This is a genomic window from Nocardioides sp. Root240, from assembly GCF_001428825.1.
Lineage (GTDB): Bacteria > Actinomycetota > Actinomycetes > Propionibacteriales > Nocardioidaceae > Nocardioides.
On the sequence record NZ_LMIT01000010.1, the window covers coordinates 630,011 to 648,034 of the forward strand.

Here is an 18,024-nt window from a genome sequence, read left to right on the forward strand (position 1 = left end):
CCACGGTGCGGTCCGTGCCCCATTGTCGTGACCTGACCGGCTGCGTGGAACCAGTGAAATCGAGGACCTTCCGCCTGGTGTGACCGAACTCCCGCGCCGCCGGGCATTTGCCTCTAGATTCGCTGGAATGGGGCCACGGAGACCGGTCGCGCGCTCGTTCGGCGCCTCCGTCGAACGAGGCCTGCACCTGTCCATCGGCATGGTGATCCTCACCAAGACGCTGGTGTTCGCGGCCCAGTTCGGCAGCTGGGACCGGTCCGACCCGGTCGAGCTGCTGCTCGCGGGACTCGTCATCGGGTGTGTGGGTACGGCGGCGGTGCGCTGCCTCGCGAGCGTGCCGACCGGCTTCGACGTCTTCCTGTGCACGGTCGCGCTGGTCGGTGGATCGCTCATGCCACGCGACCACGTGCCGCTGTCGGGTGCCGCTGACTCGCCGATCATCCACCTGGTCGAGCCGATGCTCATGGTGATCGCCGTACGGCGGCACCGCGCCGTCGTACCGATGCTGCTGCTGGCCGGGCTCTTCGTCGGGCTGCGCTGGGCGACGGGTGACACCGAGGGCCTGCGGTACGGCGCCCAGGAGGTGGTGCTGATCTGCGGCACCGCGTTCGCGGCGCTCTACCTGGTCACCCAGATGCGGCGGGCGTCGGCGCGGGCCGAGGAGGTCATCGCGACCAACCGCGAGGTGCACCGCGCCCACCTGTCGGTCGCGGAGCTGGACACCGCCGCCTTCCTGCACGACGACCTGGTCCCCACCCTGCTGGCCGTCGGCAGCATGCCGGGCTCGCCCGACACCCGCAGCGCGGCCGCCTCGGCGCTGGCCCGGCTGACCGGGCCCTCCCACGGCGAGGACGTGTCGGACGTGGTGGCCGCCCTGCGCGCCGCGGCCGGCCGGGAGATGCTCGACGTCGAGGTCGTGGTCAAGGGCCCTCGCACGCACCTGCCCGAGGCGGTCCGCGAGGCGATGGTCGGTGCCGCCACCGAGGCGCTGCGGAACGTGGCCCGGCACAGCGGCCAGCGCCACGCCACCCTCACCGTCGTGCGACGCCCGACCGGCCTGCGCATCCGGATCGAGGACCCCGGCACCGGCTTCTCCGGCAAGCCCGGGGTCGGCATGCGGGTCGCGATCATCGGCCGGGTCGAGTCGATCGGCGGCACCGCGCGCGTCGACGGCATTGCCAGCGGCACCGTGGTCGAGCTGGTGTGGCGGGCGCGGATCGTGTCCCGCCTGCTGGGCCTCGCCCCCGAGCACGACCGCCTGATCCGCGCCGCGGTGATCGACCCGGGCCGGGTGGCCCGGCACGCGTGCGCGGTGCTGGCCGCCGGCTACCTCGCGACGGCCGCGCTGCTGACGCTCGACATCCCTCCGCAGCCGTGGCTCTACGCCGGGGCCGCGCTCATCGTGGCGATGGTGCTGGTGCTGACCGTGGCGATGTCCCGGGGACCGGTGCACCCGGTGGTGCTGCTGGTCGTCGCCGTCGTACCGCCCGGGGTGTTGGCGCTCACACTGCCGTCGGTGTCCGCCGAGGGGATGGGAGGTGCGGAGTCCTGGATCATCGAGTTCAGCACGCTGCCGGCGCTCGCGCTGGCCTGGGTGGTCTCGGTCCGGATGGTGCTGCTCCTCCTGCTGCCGAACGCCGTCGTGATCACGTTGGTGGCGCTCGACGTCGGAGCGCCGGCCGCCGACCTGCCGCACATCCTGTTCGTGCAGCCGCTCAACGCGATGTTCGTCGCGGTCATCGTCTCGGTCTGCCGCCGTGCGGGACGCGTGCTCACCGAGCCGGCCGCCCCCGAGGTCACCGCGCGGGCGGCGGCGGTGCTGTCCGCGCTCGGGCCGACCCTGCGCCCCGTGGTCGTCGCGCTGCGCGCGGTGGGCGCCCCGGACGCGCCGACCGAGCCGTCACCGACCCGGCTGGCCCAGGCCGTCCGCGACTGCCTCTACCTGCCGGGGCCCGGCCACGAGGCGCTGCGCACCGAGCTCGACATGCTGCGGCGAGCCGGTGTTCGCGTTCACACCATCCTCGCCGAGTCGCCACCGGCGACCCGGACCCTCGCGGCCGCGCTGGGGGCGGTGCGCGGCACCGGCATCCAGGAGGTGACGATCTCCGGGACCTCCGAGGAGGTCACGATCGTGGCCGTCCCGGGGCCGGCGCCGGAGGTCGCCGAACGACTGCCGCGCCTGCTGCCGGTGGCGTGGCAGGTGACGGCCGAGCCCGAGGCGAGCGTGCTCTCCGGCCCGCCCGACCTCGCCACCCTCATTCGTCGAGGTGGCCGTCAGCCCGTGCGCGGCTGATGAGCCCGTGCACGTTGCCGATGTCGACGCCGCCCTCGCGGTAGGCCTTGGCCGCGCGCGACAGGTGCTCGCGGACGGTGACCTCGCTGATGCCGAGCTGGCGGGCGACGAGCCGGTACGGCAGCCCGGTGCTCACCGCCTGGAGGATCTCGATCTGCCGCTCCGACAGCCGGGTCGACAACGACGCGTCGGTGAGCAGCGCGGCGGCCACCTGGCCCGAGCACGCGAGCTCGCCGGCCAGTGCCTCGCGGATCGACCGGGCGATCTGCTCGACGGGGTCGACCTTCAGCACGAGTCCCGCGGCGCCGGCGGCGATCGCCCGTCGTACCGGGACGGGCTTCTCCTCCGCCGTGAACAGCAGCACGACCATGCCCTTGTCGACCAGCTTGGCGACGGACTCCTCGGCCGCCGCCTGGCCCGGCATGTGCAGGTCGAGCAGGACGACGTCGAGCCCGTCGGGTGCCGCGGCGATCAGCGCGTCGGCCGAGTCCGCGATCGCGACGAGCTGCAGGTCGGGGGCGAACTGGGTCAGCGCCGCGCCCACACCGGAGAGCACCACCGGATGGTCATCGATGGCGCCGACCCTGATCACTGTCCCCACGAGAGCAGTATGTCCACCTGACAAGGGTCGTTCGGGTGGAATCGAGAGATTGCGACCCCTTCTCAGACTCCGGCGGGAACCCTGTCGACGGGGGCGGGGTCCTCGTCGGCCCCCTCCCGGAAGCCGTAGCGCTCCCACCAGCGGGCCAGCGGAGCGGGCGCCCACCAGTTCCAGCGCCCCAGCAGCTTCATCGTCGCGGGCACCAGGAGGGCCCGTACGACGGTCGCGTCGACCAGGATCGCGACCAGCATGCCGAGGCCGAGCATCTTCATGAACACCACGCCGCTGAGGCTGAAGGCGCCGATGACGACACCCAGCAGGAGGGCGGCGCTGGTGATGATCCGGCCGGTCTTCTGGACACCGGTCTGGACGGCGAGGTCGTTGTCGCCGGTGGCGTCCCACTGCTCGCGGACCCGGGAGAGCAGGAAGACCTCGTAGTCCATCGACAGGCCGAACAGCACCGCCAGCATCACGATCGGGTTGGTCAGGTCGAGGAAGCCCTGCGGGGTGAAGCCGAGCAGGTCGGCCAGGTGGCCGTCGCTGAAGATCCACGTCACCACGCCGAAGGAGGCGGTGATCGAGAAGGCGTTCATCAGCACCGCCTTCAGCGGCAGCACCACCGAGCCGAAGGCCAGGAACAGCAGCACCAGCATCACGCCGACCACGATCAGGCCCATCAGCGGCAGGTGGTCGCCGACGGACTCGGCGAGGTCGACGGTGTCCGCGGTCAGGCCTCCGACGAGCGCCTCCGCCCCGTCGGGGGCGTCGACGGCGCGCAGGTCGCGGACGACCTGCTGCGACGCGGACGACTGGCTGTTGCCCTCCCACGCCGCGCGCAGCAGCGTGGTGTCGCCCTCGGAGGCCACCGGACGGACGTCGACGACGCCGTCGACACCCTCCAGCGACCGGGTGTACGACGCCAGCGCGGTCTCGTCCGCGCCCTTCACCAGCACGTTGGCCGTCGACCGCTCGCCACCGAACTCGGTGTTGAGGCGCTCGGAGGCCTGGTGCGACGGGGTGTCGTCGGGCAGGACGCGGTAGTCGACGCTGCCCCACTTCACGCCGAGGAAGGGCGAGGCGACGACGAGCAGCAGGGCGACCACGCCGAGCGCGACCATGACCGGGCGGCGCATCACCGCGCGGGCCAGCCGGGCCCACGCGCCGTGGTCGCTCTCGACCCCGCCGGCGCGCTGCAGGAACGGGATCCGGAGCGAGTCGATGCGCTTGCCGAGCAGCGCCAGCGTGGCGGGCAGGACCGTCAGAGCGGCGACCATCGCGATCAGCACGGCCGCGATGCCGCCGTACCCGATGGACTTGAGGAAGGTCTGCGGGAACACCAGCAGGGAGCTCATCGCCGCCGCGACCGTCAGCGCGGAGAAGGCCACCGTGCGGCCGGCCGTCGCCATCGTGCGGACCAGTGCCTGGCGGGTGTCGTCGGGCGTGCGCGCGATCTCCTCACGGAAGCGGGAGACCACGAAGAGGGCGTAGTCGATCGCGAGGCCCAGCCCGAGCAGGGTGATGATGTTGGGGGCGAAGATCGAGACGTTGACCAGCTCGTTGAGGCCGGCGATCGTCGCGCGGGCGCCGACCACGGCGACCAGGCCGACCAGCAGCGGCATGAGCGCGGCGACCACGCTGCGGAAGATGACCAGCGAGAGCAGCAGCACGATCGGCATCGAGACGAGCTCGGCGCGCAGGAGGTCGGCCTTGGTCTCCTCGTTGACGTCGACGTAGACGGCGTAGGGACCGGCGAGGTCGACGTCGAGCGAGCTCTCCTCGACGACCGGCTCCATCCGCTCGAAGGCGTCGGCGAAGTCGTCCTGGGTCTCGCCCTCGAAGGAGACGTAGACCGCCGTCGCGTGGCCGTCCTTGCTCAGCATCGAGGGGTCCTGGACGTCGTACCAGGTCTGCGCGGACTGGATGGTGCCGTCCGGCACGTCGGCCATCGCGCGCTCGACCTCGGCCCGGAAGCCCGGGTCGGTCACCTTGGCATCCTTGCTCGAGAAGATCACGATCGCGTCGACGGAGCGGTTGCCGAAGGTGGCGCGCTCGTCCGCGAGCTCCCGTGCCGACTGGCTGCTGGGGTCGTCGAAGCCGCCCGCGTCCAGCTTGTCCTCCAGGCCGATGCCCGCGATCGCCGCCGCGGCGGTCAGGCCGAGACCGACCAGCAGGACGACGACGGCCCGTCGTACGACCAGGGCGCCCCATCGCTCGATCATGGCGGTTCCTCCAGCAGTCAGTGAAACTCCGTCAGTTTCGTTAACACCATTCACGGTAAACGGTGTAAACTTAACCCGTCAAGTGCTCGGACGTCTCGGGCAGTCGCACTCTCGAAGGAGTTCCGTGGGCCCTGTGCGCGCGCCCGCCACCCGACGCGAACGCCAGCGGGAGGCGACGTACGACGAGATCGTGACCGTCTCCGCCCAGCTGCTCGCCGAGGGCGCCGACCTGTCCCTGCGCGCCGTCGCGGGACGGATGGGGATGACCGCGCCCGCGCTGTACCGGTACGTCGCGAACTACCAGCAGCTGGTCGACCTGGTCGCCTTCGAGCTCGACAAGGCGGCCACGGCGGAGTGGGCGGCGGCAGCCGAGAGGTTCCCCGAGGACGACCCCGCGGCCCGGCTGACCGTCGCCTGCGTGCGCTTCCGCAACTGGGCCCTGACGAAGCCGCGCGAGTTCGCGCTGGTCTTCGCGAACCCCATCGCCGAGGCCGACACCCAGCGGCGCGAGCTGCTCACCGTGTCCACCTCGGGGCACTACTTCACCGACCTGCTCTGGCAGATCTGGGAGCAGCGCCGCTTCCCGTTCCCGGCGCTCGACGAGCTGGTGCCGGTGATCCGCGACGCCGTGCTCGACCCGCTGATCCCGGCGAAGGCCGAGCACATCCCGACCGAGGACCGCGGGCTGCTGTGGATCTACATGCGCTCGTGGTCGGCGCTCTACGGCGTGGTCACGCTCGAGTCCACCGGCCACTGCGACCCGCGGGTGATCGAGTCGGGGCAGCTGTTCCGTGCGACGCTGCTGGACTGGCTGGGGCCGCTCGGGCTGGACGAGGACCGGGAGCGGCTCACCGTGATCCTCGACGAGGAGCTCGCGGCGCGGTAGTCCGCCGCTGACGTCATAGGCTCCGTGGGCTGGAGCCCACGGAGCCTATGACGCAAGATCCGTCAAGAGCAGATCAGCTGCCGAGGGTGCCCAGGTCGACGACCTCGTCGTCCGCAGGCTTCTGGACGTCGAGCGGCTTGTCGAAGTCGCTGAACGTCATCGAGCCCTCCTTGGGGACGTCGATGCGCACGAAGTAGTGCGGGTCGGTGGCGGCGACGTACGCCGTGCCGGGGTTGCCGTCGTCGGACGTGAACGACACCGAGACCGTGTCGACGCCGTTGACCTTCTCCGTGCCGGTGACCTTGGAGTTGTCGTCGGTGACGTCGCCGGAGTCCATGTCGGACAGGAGCTTGTCGAGGTCGCAGAGCTCCGCGAAGCCCTCGTCGTCGGTCGAGTCGGTGGCCCACTTGTCACCGATCATGCCGGTGATCATCGAGGCCTGCTCGCCGGCCTGGCTCTTCCAGAAGGCGTCGTCGGCCTTGAAGTAGGAGGCGCCGTCGACGGAGATGATGTCCATCGAGCCCTGGCCCTTGATCTCCAGGTGCCCCTCGCAGTCACCCTTGCTGACGGTGACGTCCATCAGGATCGTCCGGCCGTCGTCGTCGACGTTGCCCGACAGGTGCACCGCCTCGAGGCCCTTCATGGCCTTGTCGACGTCGTCGGCGATGGTGTCGATCGAGCTGTCCGAGTACGACTTCGCGTCGTCCTTGCTGGAGTCCGAGGCCTTCTTGTCGTCGTCGCCGCAGGCGCTGAGGCCGAGGGCGAGGACGGGAACGGCGAGGATCGAGAGTGCTGAGCGCATGACGGAACCGTACAAGGACCGGGCCGTCATCCGCCTCAGGTCCAGAGGACCTCGCGGGCCCAGACCGGCACCAGGTCGCCCGCGCGGCCGTGCCGCGCCTCGTGGAAGAAGTGGGTGCCCTCGCTCGGCTCGAGGTTGAGCTCGAGGGTACGGGCGCCGTGCCGGCGGGCGTGCTGGACGAAGCCCGCGGCGGGGTAGACCGCGCCCGACGTACCGATGGAGACGAAGTGGCTCGCCTCGGTCAGGGCGTCGGTGATCCGGTCCATCTCGTAGGGCACCTCGCCGAACCACACCACGTCGGGCCGCAGGTCGGGCTCGCCGCATCCCGGGCAGGCCGGCTCGTCGAGCAGCGTGCCCTCCCACGGCGAGGCGATCCCGCACGAGCGGCACAGCGCCTTCAACAGCTCCCCGTGCATGTGCACGACCCGTTGCGATCCGGCGCGTTCGTGGAGGTCGTCGATGTTCTGGGTGACGACGAGGAGGGCGTCGCCGAGCGTCTCCTCGAGCTCGGCCAGCGCCCGGTGGGCCGGGTTCGGCTCGACGCCGCGCAGCGCGGCCCGGCGCTCGTCGTAGAAGCGCTGGACCGTCGCCCGGTCGCGCTCGAAGCCCTCGGGCGTCGCGACGTCCTCGACCCGGTGGCCCTCCCAGAGGCCGTCGGCGTCGCGGAAGGTCGGCACCCCGCTCTCGGCGGAGATGCCGGCACCGGTCAGGACGACGATCTGGGGCACGACCGGAGGCTACCCGCCGGACGGGTGACGGGGGTCACGGGTCCACCACGGACCGGGGCCCACTCGGCCCGCGCGCGTCCGCGCATGGGGTGGGCGGGGGTAGTGTCGACAGGACTGCAATCGGTGGGACCCACCCACGATCCACGATGCAGCTCCCCGAGGCGGTGGCCGATGGCCACTCGAACAGCTCCCTTCCTCCCCGCGCCCGGCCCGGAGGCACCGCAGCCGCCGACCGGCGCCTACGCAGAGCTGGTCCGGGAGGTCCGTGAGCGGGGCCTGCTGCGTCGGCGCCCCGGACCGTACGCCGCTCAGGCCGTCGTGCTGGTCACGGCACTCGCGGCCGTCGTCACGACGATGCTGCTCCGGCCCGACGCCTGGTGGCTGGTGGCGCTCGCGCCCGCCATGGCGGTGATCACCACCCAGACCAGCTTCCTCGGCCATGACATCGGGCATCGCCAGGTGGCCCGCAGCGCCGTACGCAGCCGGGCCCTGGGCCTGCTGGCCGGCAACCTCCTCAGCGGCCTGAGCTACAGCTGGTGGGTGGGTAAGCACAACGCCCACCACGCCCACCCCAACGACCTGGCGCGCGATCCCGACGTGGCCGTCGGAGCGCTCGTGTGGGATGCCGACCAGGCACGCAGCCGCCGTGGGGCGGCCGCGTGGTGGACCCGGCACCAGGCCGCCCTGTTCGTTCCCCTCCTGACGCTCGAAGCGGTCAACCTGCACGTGTCCAGCGTCCGCGCGCTACTGCGCCCGGGCGCACGATGGCGCCTCGCGGAGCTGACCCTGCTGGCGACCCATCTCCTCGGCTACGCGCTGCTGCTGGTCACGACGTTGACCTGGGGCCAGGCCCTGGTGTTCCTGGCGCTCCACAAGGGCCTGCAGGGCCTGTACCTCGGCGCGTCCTTCGCGCCGGGGCACAAGGGGATGCCGGTCCTCGTCGCCGACCAGGCCCGGGACCCGTTGCTGCGTCAGGTCCTCACCTCCCGGGACGTCCGCGGCGGGTGGTGGACCGACGCGGTCCTGGGCGGCCTGAACTACCAGATCGAGCACCACCTGTTCCCCAGCATGCCGAGGGCGAACCTGCGCCACGCCCAGCCGGTGGTCCGCGACTTCTGCGCGAGGAACCACATTCCCTACGCCGAGTGCTCGGCGTACGCGTCCTACTCCGCGGGCCTCAGGCACCTGCGGCGCGTGGGGTCCGCCAGCACCTGAGGTGGATCAGGGCCAGGGGAGTAGCGTGGAGGACGACCACGCTGCTACGCGGGCCCGTCCGGCACGCAGGACAGCACGGAAGGGGACGTCATGACGACGTCGACCACCACCGTCACCCGCCAGCCCGCTCAGCGCGCCCCGCTGCGCCTGGCCGCCCACCACGGATCGCGACTGCATCCGCTCGACGGCGCCTGGTGGCCGCAGTCGCGTGACCTCCAGGTCGAGTGCGCAGACCTCGTCGACCACTTCCCCGACGGGATCGGCCGGATCGCCCGGCTCCTGTTCTCCCCGCCGGACTGGGACCTGCCGTGGAGCGCGGACGGGACCGGGACCTACCCGCGGAAGGTCAGCGTCGGCCGGGGTCCGGTCAAGGTCGGCTGGTTCCCGCACGACGACACCCATGTCATGGTCCTCGTCCTCTCGACCGGCGAGCGACTCCACGTCCTCGTCGTCCCCAGCGCGACCGACCAGCGCGCGGCACTCGCCCTGATGGAGCGCGCCGCCGACGAGCGCAACACGCAGGACGCGACGGCGCTGCTGGCGCTGATCACCACGCCCGCCCATCCGTGGACGGAGCGGGACCAGCGCGGTCTGCTGCTCGACTACAGCGTCTGGGACGACGAGGGCGGTTCCATCCCCCGGTCAGCGGAGTGACGGACCGCCCGGCCTTCCGGGCGATCCGCGTGCACCGAATCGGTGGAGGTGTCCGGGGAAGGGACGGCCCCACGTCGTGGGACGCGATCAACCCCGCGGTGATCCCCTGGCGCACCGCCGCGGCCCTGTCGCTGCGCGCGCTCCGTCGCCACGACGAAACCGTCCCGCTCGTCGACGAGGAGTTCCGCCTCGCCCGCAGGTACGGCGCCCCGCGGCCCATCGGCATCACACTGCGGGCCGCTGCCGCGACCACACCCGCCGACGCCGTACCGATCCTCGAGGAGGCGGTCGCCGTCCTCGAGGACTCGCCCTCCCAGTTGGGCGGGCCGGCGTGCTCGCCGTCCACTCCGGCTCCAACCGCCTCGCCGCCCAGGCGCACGGCGAGCTCCTCGCCGCCGGTGTCCGCCCAGGCCGCGTCGCGGTCACGGGCGGGCCATCGCCGAGCAGCTGTTCATCAGCGAGAAGACGGTCGAGGGCCACCTCGGCAAGGTCTACGACAAGCTCGGCGTGCGCTCGCGCGGACAGCTGCCCACGCTGATCCCGGCCTGACGCGCGGCTCCCGGCGGCACTCCGGTCAGTCCGGGGGCTCCGGGTACGACGCCTCGCCACCGCTCAGGAACGGCGCGGCGGCCGACGTACCGACCCCACCGGCGCACGCCATCGACGACTCGAGGTGCTCGAGGATGCGCTGCGCCTCGTGGAAGGTGCACGGCTGACGCACCTGCTGGGCGATCACAGCCGGACCAGCAGGCGGGCCGCCCGGGGCCGGAGGCCCATCGTGCGACGACGGGCCCGCTCGGTGTCGACCGGCCGCTGCCGGAAGGCGGTGAGCTCCTCGTCGGTCGGGGCGTGCCCCATGAGCCGGATGAAGTGGTGGACTGCGGCTCGATCCTCTTCGCGCGCCTTCTCGACGACCTGCGACATGACGACTCTCCTCGGGTCGGTGCGCCGCGAGCGGCGCGATCGAACAAGCCCGCCGCTTCCTGGCGAGGCTCGTGCCCGGTACCCCTGGCCCGTCCGGTCATACCGCCTCCCTCGGAACCGTCACCTGAGAATGACCGATCGCCCCGGGGGTACCACCGGCGTGCCGGCAGGCCGCCGGCGACAAAGGGGGAAGACGCCATGACCGTGCAGGACCACCATCCCGGCCCCAGCGATGCCGACGAGACGGCAGGACTGGCCCTCGTCCTCGTCGTGCTCGCCATCGCAGCCGCACTCGTCCTGGTCCTGACCTGACCGACACCACGAGCTGGGGGCACGTACTGGGCACACGCTGCTCAGCGCGGCACTGCGCCCGGTCCGCGATCTCTCGCCGACCGGGCGCAGTGGTCCTTTCAGTCGAGCAGGCCCGTCACGGTGCCGGCGGCGACGGTACGACCGCCCTCACGGACGGCGAACCCCAGGCCGGCCTCCATCGCGACCGCCTTGCCGAGCTCGACGGTCACCTCGACCGTGTCGCCCGGCAGCACCAGCTCGACGTCCCCCAGGTCGATGCCTCCGGACACGTCGGTGGTCCGGAAGTAGAACTGCGGGCGGTAGTCGGCGGCGAACGGCGTGTGCCGCCCGCCCTCCGCGGTGCTGAGCGCGTGGAGGTTGGCCGTGAACCGCGCGTGCGGCCGCACCGAGCCCGGTACGACGAGGACCTGGCCCCGTCGTACGTCCTCCCGGCGGATGCCGCGCAGCAGCACCGCCGCGTTGTCACCGGCGCGGACCTCGTCCAGCGTCTTGCCGAACGTCTCCAGGCCGGTCGCCACGCTGGCCACCGTGGGCCCGAGCCCGACCACCTCGACGGCGTCGCCGACGCGGAGCGAACCCCGCTCGACGGCACCGGTCACGACAGTGCCGCGACCGCTGATGGTGAGCACGTTCTCGATGGGCATCAGGAACGGCTCGCCCAGCTCGCGCTCGGGCACCGGCACGTAGTCGTCGACGGCCTGCAAGAGGTCGGCGATCGACTGCGTCCAGCGCGGGTCGCCCTCGAGCGCCTTCAGCGCGGACACCCGCACCACCGGCAGCTCATCCCCGGGGAAGCCGTACTCCCCGAGCAGGTCACGGACCTCGAGCTCCACGAGGTCGAGCAGCTCGTCGTCCTCGACCGCGTCGGACTTGTTGATCGCCACCACGAGGTACGGCACGCCGACCCGCTGGGCGAGGAGCACGTGCTCCCGCGTCTGCGGCATGGCGCCGTCCTGCGCCGACACGACCAGGATCGCGGCGTCTACCTGGGCGGCGCCGGTGATCATGTTCTTCACGTAGTCGGCGTGGCCGGGCATGTCGACGTGCGCGTAGTGACGCGTCGCCGTCTCGTACTCGACGTGCGCGATGTTGATGGTGATCCCGCGCTGGACCTCCTCCGGCGCCCGGTCGATCCCGTCGAAGGCGACGAAGGTGTTCTGGGTCGGGTCGGCGTCCGCGAGCACCTTGGTGATCGCAGCCGTCAGCGTGGTCTTGCCGTGGTCGACGTGACCCATCGTCCCGATGTTGAGGTGCGGCTTGGTCCGCACGAACTGGCTCTTGGCCATGGGTGTTGCTTCCTGTGAGTGAGTCGTTGGCGTACGACGGTGCGCGGCGGCATGCCAGCGCCGCCCGCCCGGGACCGGAGAGAGGGACGACCCTCCTCCTTCGGTCCCGCTGGGGCGGGAGGAGGGTCAGCGTCGCGCGCCGGCCAGCACGACGTTCGCCGCGTCGGCGCACGGCGCTGCGATCGACAGGACTGCTGTCGGGAGCGAGGTGCGGGCGGCGAACATGGTGATCACGGTAGGGGTCGAACGCCGGGTGGGGCCACCGGATTCCCGGGGCGTCCGGTCGCGGGCGGTTCGCGCTAACGCTGGAGAAGCACCCCGGGGCTGAAGATCGCTGGGCCGAGGCCGAACCGCGACGCCAGGGCGACACACGGGTGGCACGGATCGCCGGCGCTGCCCTCTGGCAGGTAGCCCGCCCCCAGCGAGAGCGCGATGCCGCCCGGGCCGATCCGGCCCTGCAGGTTGATCGGCCGCGGCCCCAGCTCACCCCGCTCGTCGAGCGATGTGATCAGCTGGTTCAGGACGCCCGTCGTCGCACAGGCCGAGTTGTCCCACTGGCTCCACACGCCACCGCGCAGTGCCGATTCCAGCCAGTCGTCGTACCACTCGGAGAAGGTGGGTGCGACCTGCGTGAAGGTCTCGTCCGCTCCCGCCGCGTCGACCCACACCTCCCCGCGATGGTCCGGGTCGAGGCGCAGGATCCAGGTGACCCCGCACCCGGCATGGGCAAGGGGTATCACCCCGTCACCGACGACCGCCGGCCGGATCAGGCCGTAGCCCGGCCCCGCGCCGCTGCCGGCGACGTCCACCAAGAAGGCCCTGTAGTCCGGTGGCAGCTGACCTGCGGCCGCCTCCAGCGCACGGACCTCGGCAACGTCCAGCGGCCGCCCGAGCGCACCACGATGTGCCGACCACCCCTGCCAACCGTCGGCCCGCCAGGGCTCGGCCGTCGCGGGTTCGAAGCCGTCGAGGGTGCGCTGCAGGCTGTCGCGCCGGAACGGGACCGACCGGGCCACGCGACCTCCCTGCGGCACCAGCACGGCGAGCTCGCGCATGAGGGTCGCCGTCCCCTCAGCCCCCACGTGAGGGCCGGCGAACGCATCGAGGTTGCTCGCCACCCACTCTCGTCCGTTGACCTTCACCTCGACGGTTCGATGGTCCGAGAGCTCCATGACGAAGGCGCTCAGCACGGTGGCGGTGGCCGTCGAAACGAGCGGCAGCGTGCCCGAATCGAGGACTTTGCGCGTGAGCCAGCGGTCGTCACCGACCAGCGCCTCCCGCGTCCGACGGATGACGTCGCCCGGCTCCCCGATGCCGGGCGTACCCATCAACCGGTTGAGGGCGGCCACGTGCGCCCGGAAGGGCCGGCCGTCGAGCGCGACGTCGAAGGTGTCGACGTCGGGCTCCGGTTCGTCGGCCAGCGCCGATCTCAGCACAGGCCCGAATGAGCACGACCAGGCGCAACCGCCCTCGACGATCGCCTCGAGGTCGGACGTGCCGTACCCGCTGCTGGAGGCGAAGATCGGCGCCGTCCCGAGTGCGCCGCCCGAGATGTTGAAGAACAGGGAGGCAGCCACCTGCCCGTTCGTCGGGACGAGCTGGTCGACCCGGCAGTCGATGATGACCCCACCGAGCCCGATCGCCGCCGCGCTGCCGCTGACCTCGGCACCCTCGAAGTGCCGTGCGATCGTCTGGGCCAGCACGACGTCCGGGTTGTCGGGACCGGCCGCCCCAACGGACTCGCTCGTGGACCGGGCCTGCTCGCGTCGGCGTCGTCCGAACATGACGGGATCATGCCACCAGGGTCAGCACCTCGCGCGTGCAATGCGCCGACCGACGAGCCCTACCAAGCGCGCACCGTCCACGCCTCCGTGGATGTGCTCCCTCGCCCCTCGGGCGTCAGCGCCGGCCTGATCTTGGGCGCCGGTCACCGTGGCTCGATCCCGGTCAGGATTTGAGTCGAGCCCAGCCGCGAGAACGCCAGTTCGGCAGGGCCGAGTCCAGCCACGCTGTCACCGCAGTCATCCACGATGCGTCGGGACTCGAAACGGCTTCCTCCCAGACGTCGCGGGCGTAGTCCTCGTCGATCGTGAGCAGGTCGAGGTAGGCGTCCCAGCTCTCAGCGACCTCGCCTCCCATGTTCGTGCGGTTCAGACCCGTCCACTCCGGGAGCCCGTGGACGAAGGCCCAGACCTTGCCGCGCGTGCCAGGTCGAAGGTCGACGTACAGGCACGAACCTCCACCGTCATTCGCGACTTCCAGCAGTCCGTGCGGGAGGTGGTCCGCCATGAAAGTGGCCGGGAAGTCGGCCCAGCGACGGGAGAGGCTCCAGTCGCCACGCAGGCCGGCGAAGCTGCTGAACTCGATCAGGTGGCCTGCCTCGTCCCCGGGCGGCAGCCGGACCGCGTACGGCAACGTTCCCCCGTGGGCCACGAGGAGAAAGGCTCTGAAGTCGTCGGGAAGGCGCTCACCGATCTGGTCTTCAACACGATCCAGATCGGCAGCGTCCACGTCCTCGAACGGGCCCCAGAGCACCAAACCTCGGTGCCGGCGAGTCGGCGTCACATTCACAGGGACCGACGCTAGCGGGCCGCGCTACTCGTATCCGGTCGCGGCGGCAATCAGCTCCGCGAACAACTTCCAGGATGGCTGCTCCTGATCGTCGTCCGAGCGGCCGTTGACGCGGGCGAGCGCGAACGCGCTGAGTCCGTCCAAGAAGCGACCAAGCGTGTTGTTCTCCCACTCGATGTCGCCCGACTCGTCGAAGTCCGCCAGTACTCCCAGAACGAACTCGCCGAACTCGTCGCGAGAAGTGGCTTGCCCAGGCTCGACGTAGGTCGAGCGGCCCGTGACCAACGAAGACCTGGCTAGAGACTCAGCGAGCGCGCCGAAGTGCGACGCGAGCCGCTCGAAGATCTCGTGCGGCCCACGCAGCTCGAACGGAACCATCCCAGCGCGCTCGGAGATATTCCGGATCGCGAGCACCTCAGCACGGGCGAGTCGGACGTCGGCGAAGCCGTCGCCAACCGACGAGATCTCCATCCCCGGAGTCTGTCACCGAAGGACAGGTCCGCGAGCTCTCGACGCGATCATCGATCGCGATTCATGCCACGCGCCTGCCACGCACGAGGCCCCACAGGCCCCTGACCTGCGCAAACGCGACGATTCAGTAGTACCAGGGGGAGGATTCGAGGGCTTCCTGGGTGTCGGCGACTAATGCGTGCCATTGCTTGAAAAGTCCTTCTGACCTGCACAAACGAAGCATCGGTGCTGCTTGTCGTTGCTGCGACCTACGGCCGTTACCCAACGTCGTGCGGACTTTCTGCGGACTGCCTGCACCTGTTCAAGCTCCGCCAGTCGAGAGTCGCCGCGGCGATCCTTCTTCGTTCTGCCTCGCGCGCCGTAGTGTTTTCGCGATGCTCATGACATGTCCTCATCCAAGGGGAAGCCTGGAGGCTCCAGTCAGGCGCAGTACGACGCCCTGACCCGATCATGGCGACGACGCAACCGCAAAGTCTTCTTGGCTCTCGGGGCGGTCTGCGGCTCGGTGATCGCCGGCTCCTTCGCCATCGCCACCGTCTGGCCGTCCCTCGCCTGGATCGCCGGCGTGTTCGGCGGCGCGGCCTTCTGCTTCAACCTGTTTGCCCGCATGAGCCCACCGGGGTGGATCGAGAACTGGCAGACCGGCGCTTGGGGCGAAGAAGCGACCGCTGCTGCCCTCGCACCGCTCGAAGCCGAAGGATGGATGGTGACACACGACCTATCCGCCCACCACGGCAACATCGACCACCTCGTCGTCGGACGGGGCGGGGTGTTCCTCCTCGACTCAAAACGGCTCAGCGGCACTGTCACCGTCAGCGACGGCCGGGTCACCGTCCAGCGGTTCGACAACCCGGCGCTCGGGTACACCCACCCCGGAGCAGGACATGCGATGGCCCTGGCAAAGGAAACACACGACCGGGTTCTAGCCGCATCACGCCTTAACGTCTGGGTCATGCCTGTCATGGTCTTGTGGGCGGACTTCCCCCAGGGCGTGACCGAAGATCGGTGCATCTTCGTGCACGGCGACCGATTGGCCGACTGGCTCCGGACGCGACCGTCGAGGATCTCGGCGGACCGCATCGAGCAGGTGTGGGAGATGGTGATTCGGGCCCTCGCCTCCTGAGGGATGGCTCGGAGCCGGTGCGGTCTAAGGCGGCGGAAGCGCCGCTATCTGGTGTGCGGTCGACCGTCCGGGGTCGCGCCCGCGGGGATTGCGAACTCCTCAACGTCGGTGCTGCGGACAGCGGCTTTCGGGACACAGCACCCCATCGTGCAGAAAGGACTGCGACATTATTTGAGACAGCAATCATCGGCTACGCCGCGGGCGTTTCAACCGTTGCTCGTACTCGCTCAGCCACTGCGGCCCGCGGCGCCAATGGCTGGGCGATCGAAATTCCTTCGCTCCCCAGACCATGCACGCCAAACCGGCCGCCACGATCACCAGCGCGCTAATACGAATCCACCCAGCGCCTGTCTCGTAGTACAACCGGGCGCCCAGCGCACTGCCTAGCGCCATCAGACCCATTCCGACGGTAAACGGCATCACCGCAAAGACGAGCCGCGCCAAGAACTCGCTCCAAGGCGCACCCGGCACCAAGCGGGACGAACGTCCTCCCCCTCCCGGATCGGACACGCCACATCGCTGCGACCCCAAGGACCGCTGGCACGAGGGTTACCAAGGCGACCTCGACCCAGGTCAGCGGTGGCGTCGAACCTGCGGTTTGCAAGCCTGCTCCCCTACGTCAAAAATCAGAGTGCGTGGGCTCGACACGTGCGATTCGTAGTCGCCCGAGTCACGGCGCACCCATTGGGGCGCACGAGGCTTCACCCTCCGAGACCAACTGCGGAGAGGAGATCCATCCAGTACTGATCGGCAGGCTTCTCCCACTCATGCTCGGAAAACATTGCCTCCAAGGCTGAGCGATCCGCTGAGAGCCCGGCGGCTTCGGCCCAGGCGATGGCCTCACGGACGGCGACCTCCGGTGCAGCGAACTCCGGAACGACCACGTCATACTCCTCGGCGAGACCCTCCTCGCGATAGTCCTCGGCAGCCTCCCGGTCAACGACGCCGTCCCAAAGTGAGCCCTCGACAGTCCGACCGACGACGCCGAGGAAGTCACTGTCCAACGTAAGCCCCAGCAGTGCCGGCCGCCCTGTGGCCTCGACGATCCTCCTCAGGATCTCTTCGCGCGCCCAGAACAGGTCCTCGTCGACCAAAGCCGACCACCACACGACGTGCCCTGCTCCGATCCTCTCCGCGTCCTCAACCTCTCCCAAAAGCGTCAGCGCCTCTGGATCCACGGCCGCGAACAGAACGAACCCAGAAGTCATACCCACCAGATCACAACCTCACCTGTAGTTCTCTGCGAGCCATTCGCGAATGAAGGCAACGAACTTCTCGTCGGCCTCACGCCGCTCCGGGTCGTTTCCGAGCCCTGCCAGCATCTCGTCCAGTTCGATTGACGGACCTTGCGCCGCTAGAAGCGCAGGCACCACCACCTCGCGACGGGCGGTGACGCCACGGGCCTCGCTGCGCGGTTTACGGCTGTAGTTCAGCAGATTGGCCTGATCAAGCAAGGGCAGCTGCTCCAAGAGCTTCTGCTCGATTGCTTCTCGTAGTCGCGCACCGGCTCGCTCGTCAGCGACGTCAAACGACCACTGTGAGTCCCACGGTGTGCCGTCGCCGACGCCACGTAGTCGCTCAAACCAAAGGTGAGCGCCCTGTATACCGTTCGCGCACAACTGGTACTCAGCCCAGACTCTGGGTGAGACGAAGAAGTCGACTTGGAACTCGGCCTCGTGCCTTCCTTGTAAGGATCGGACAACCTCGATCTCGCCCGTACTGCCGTCGGGGGCTTCGATAGAGAACTTGCGTCCTTTTCGCGTGAAACCGGCATCCACCAACACAGGAGTGATCCACCGCTGAATTGCTTGGTCGAGAGGGTTCTTCATTGGGCTCTCTTTCCGGTCGCGGCAGAATCTCGTCCGCGCTGGTGACGGCTACCGCGCAGTCAATCGCGAGCTTTCGTTGAACTCGGCGAAACCGACTACGCAACGGCAAG

Annotated in this window: 18 protein-coding genes; 6 read left to right on the forward strand and 12 right to left on the reverse strand. The window is 70.1% G+C overall.

The window, feature by feature from the left end; translation table 11 throughout:
- Positions 1 to 127: 127 nt before the first annotated feature.
- A complete protein-coding gene (locus ASE20_RS12980) occupies positions 128 to 2,293 on the forward strand; it encodes a hypothetical protein (protein ID WP_157538516.1) in 2,166 nt (721 codons plus the stop codon).
- Here the strand turns inward: ASE20_RS12980 and ASE20_RS25020 are convergent.
- Positions 2,256 to 2,894, reverse strand: coding sequence for a response regulator (locus ASE20_RS25020; protein ID WP_162261012.1), 639 nt, complete (start codon positions 2,892 to 2,894; stop codon positions 2,256 to 2,258). The two genes, ASE20_RS12980 and ASE20_RS25020, sit on opposite strands and share 38 nt — an antisense overlap.
- A 62-nt stretch (positions 2,895 to 2,956) precedes the next feature.
- The gene (locus tag ASE20_RS12990; RefSeq protein WP_056894943.1) at positions 2,957 to 5,113 is read right to left on the reverse strand and encodes an MMPL family transporter; all 2,157 of its coding nucleotides are present in this window, start codon (positions 5,111 to 5,113) and stop codon (positions 2,957 to 2,959) included.
- Between the two features lie 124 nt (positions 5,114 to 5,237).
- Between ASE20_RS12990 and ASE20_RS12995 the strand changes: the two genes are divergently transcribed.
- The gene (locus ASE20_RS12995; protein WP_157538518.1) at positions 5,238 to 5,999 is read left to right on the forward strand and encodes a TetR/AcrR family transcriptional regulator; all 762 of its coding nucleotides are present in this window, start codon (positions 5,238 to 5,240) and stop codon (positions 5,997 to 5,999) included.
- A 73-nt stretch (positions 6,000 to 6,072) separates the two neighbouring features.
- On the opposite strand, the gene ASE20_RS13000 is transcribed toward ASE20_RS12995, so the two are convergent.
- Together ASE20_RS13000 and ASE20_RS13005 are read right to left on the reverse strand one after the other, a co-directional pair.
- Positions 6,073 to 6,801: an LppX_LprAFG lipoprotein gene (locus tag ASE20_RS13000; protein ID WP_056894945.1), complete on the reverse strand. Its 729-nt coding sequence runs from the start codon at positions 6,799 to 6,801 to the stop codon at positions 6,073 to 6,075.
- A gap of 35 nt (positions 6,802 to 6,836) precedes the next feature.
- Complete coding sequence (locus ASE20_RS13005; protein WP_056894946.1) at positions 6,837 to 7,529, reverse strand: NAD-dependent deacylase; 693 nt, start codon at positions 7,527 to 7,529, stop codon at positions 6,837 to 6,839.
- A gap of 171 nt (positions 7,530 to 7,700) precedes the next feature.
- Here ASE20_RS13005 and ASE20_RS13010 point away from each other — a divergent pair, with 171 nt between their 5' ends.
- The 3 genes from ASE20_RS13010 (at position 7,701) to ASE20_RS25930 (ending at position 9,947) form a co-directional block, all read left to right on the forward strand.
- Positions 7,701 to 8,744 (forward strand): fatty acid desaturase family protein, encoded by a 1,044-nt coding sequence (locus ASE20_RS13010; protein ID WP_082612355.1) that lies wholly within the window; start codon positions 7,701 to 7,703, stop codon positions 8,742 to 8,744.
- A gap of 90 nt (positions 8,745 to 8,834) precedes the next feature.
- Positions 8,835 to 9,398, forward strand: coding sequence for a DUF5994 family protein (locus ASE20_RS13015; protein WP_056894947.1), 564 nt, complete (start codon positions 8,835 to 8,837; stop codon positions 9,396 to 9,398).
- A gap of 435 nt (positions 9,399 to 9,833) precedes the next feature.
- On the forward strand, positions 9,834 to 9,947 hold the full coding sequence (locus ASE20_RS25930; RefSeq protein WP_157538573.1) for a helix-turn-helix domain-containing protein: 114 nt from the start codon (positions 9,834 to 9,836) through the stop codon (positions 9,945 to 9,947).
- Positions 9,948 to 9,972: 25 nt separating this feature from the next.
- On the opposite strand, the gene ASE20_RS24740 is transcribed toward ASE20_RS25930, so the two are convergent.
- The 6 genes from ASE20_RS24740 to ASE20_RS13040 form a co-directional block, all read right to left on the reverse strand.
- Entirely contained in the window at positions 9,973 to 10,134 is a 162-nt protein-coding gene (locus ASE20_RS24740; protein WP_157538519.1) for a hypothetical protein, read from the reverse strand.
- On the reverse strand, positions 10,131 to 10,322 hold the full coding sequence (locus ASE20_RS13020; RefSeq protein ID WP_056894948.1) for a hypothetical protein: 192 nt from the start codon (positions 10,320 to 10,322) through the stop codon (positions 10,131 to 10,133). Before ASE20_RS13020 ends, ASE20_RS24740 begins: the two co-directional genes overlap by 4 nt.
- Positions 10,323 to 10,732: 410 nt before the next feature.
- Positions 10,733 to 11,920: an elongation factor Tu gene (tuf, locus tag ASE20_RS13025; protein WP_056894949.1), complete on the reverse strand. Its 1,188-nt coding sequence runs from the start codon at positions 11,918 to 11,920 to the stop codon at positions 10,733 to 10,735.
- Positions 11,921 to 12,219: 299 nt separating this feature from the next.
- Positions 12,220 to 13,704 carry an SMI1/KNR4 family protein gene (locus ASE20_RS13030; RefSeq protein WP_056894950.1) on the reverse strand — a complete coding sequence of 495 codons (1,485 nt, stop codon included), beginning with the start codon at positions 13,702 to 13,704 and terminating at the stop codon, positions 12,220 to 12,222.
- Between the two features lie 163 nt (positions 13,705 to 13,867).
- On the reverse strand, positions 13,868 to 14,431 hold the full coding sequence (locus ASE20_RS13035) for an SMI1/KNR4 family protein (protein WP_200952788.1): 564 nt from the start codon (positions 14,429 to 14,431) through the stop codon (positions 13,868 to 13,870).
- A gap of 84 nt (positions 14,432 to 14,515) precedes the next feature.
- A complete protein-coding gene (locus tag ASE20_RS13040) occupies positions 14,516 to 14,962 on the reverse strand; it encodes a hypothetical protein (RefSeq protein ID WP_056894952.1) in 447 nt (148 codons plus the stop codon).
- Positions 14,963 to 15,347: 385 nt separating this feature from the next.
- On the opposite strand from ASE20_RS13040, the gene ASE20_RS13045 reads away from it, so the two are divergent.
- Positions 15,348 to 16,085, forward strand: a complete 738-nt coding sequence (locus tag ASE20_RS13045) for a nuclease-related domain-containing protein (protein ID WP_082612357.1) — start codon at positions 15,348 to 15,350, stop codon at positions 16,083 to 16,085.
- Between the two features lie 701 nt (positions 16,086 to 16,786).
- On the opposite strand, the gene ASE20_RS13055 is transcribed toward ASE20_RS13045, so the two are convergent.
- Entirely contained in the window at positions 16,787 to 17,293 is a 507-nt protein-coding gene (locus ASE20_RS13055) for a hypothetical protein (RefSeq protein WP_056894955.1), read from the reverse strand.
- 18 nt (positions 17,294 to 17,311) lie between these two features.
- The gene (locus ASE20_RS13060) at positions 17,312 to 17,914 is read right to left on the reverse strand and encodes a hypothetical protein (RefSeq protein WP_157538520.1); all 603 of its coding nucleotides are present in this window, start codon (positions 17,912 to 17,914) and stop codon (positions 17,312 to 17,314) included.
- Between the last annotated feature and the right edge of the window lie 110 nt (positions 17,915 to 18,024).

What these genes read in the sequence shown, in the direction of transcription:
- ASE20_RS12980 (WP_157538516.1), top strand. Translation starts at nt 128, where the DNA reads ATGGGGCCACGGAGACCGGTCGCGCGCTCGTTCGGCGCCTCCGTCGAA.
- ASE20_RS12990 (WP_056894943.1), bottom strand. Translation starts at nt 5,113, where the DNA reads ATGATCGAGCGATGGGGCGCCCTGGTCGTACGACGGGCCGTCGTCGTC.
- ASE20_RS13000 (WP_056894945.1), bottom strand. Translation starts at nt 6,801, where the DNA reads ATGCGCTCAGCACTCTCGATCCTCGCCGTTCCCGTCCTCGCCCTCGGC.
- ASE20_RS13010 (WP_082612355.1), top strand. Translation starts at nt 7,701, where the DNA reads ATGGCCACTCGAACAGCTCCCTTCCTCCCCGCGCCCGGCCCGGAGGCA.
- ASE20_RS13015 (WP_056894947.1), top strand. Translation starts at nt 8,835, where the DNA reads ATGACGACGTCGACCACCACCGTCACCCGCCAGCCCGCTCAGCGCGCC.
- ASE20_RS13020 (WP_056894948.1), bottom strand. Translation starts at nt 10,322, where the DNA reads ATGTCGCAGGTCGTCGAGAAGGCGCGCGAAGAGGATCGAGCCGCAGTC.
- tuf (WP_056894949.1), bottom strand. Translation starts at nt 11,920, where the DNA reads ATGGCCAAGAGCCAGTTCGTGCGGACCAAGCCGCACCTCAACATCGGG.
- ASE20_RS13030 (WP_056894950.1), bottom strand. Translation starts at nt 13,704, where the DNA reads ATGTTCGGACGACGCCGACGCGAGCAGGCCCGGTCCACGAGCGAGTCC.
- ASE20_RS13040 (WP_056894952.1), bottom strand. Translation starts at nt 14,962, where the DNA reads ATGGAGATCTCGTCGGTTGGCGACGGCTTCGCCGACGTCCGACTCGCC.
- ASE20_RS13045 (WP_082612357.1), top strand. Translation starts at nt 15,348, where the DNA reads ATGTCCTCATCCAAGGGGAAGCCTGGAGGCTCCAGTCAGGCGCAGTAC.
- ASE20_RS13055 (WP_056894955.1), bottom strand. Translation starts at nt 17,293, where the DNA reads ATGACTTCTGGGTTCGTTCTGTTCGCGGCCGTGGATCCAGAGGCGCTG.
- ASE20_RS13060 (WP_157538520.1), bottom strand. Translation starts at nt 17,914, where the DNA reads ATGAAGAACCCTCTCGACCAAGCAATTCAGCGGTGGATCACTCCTGTG.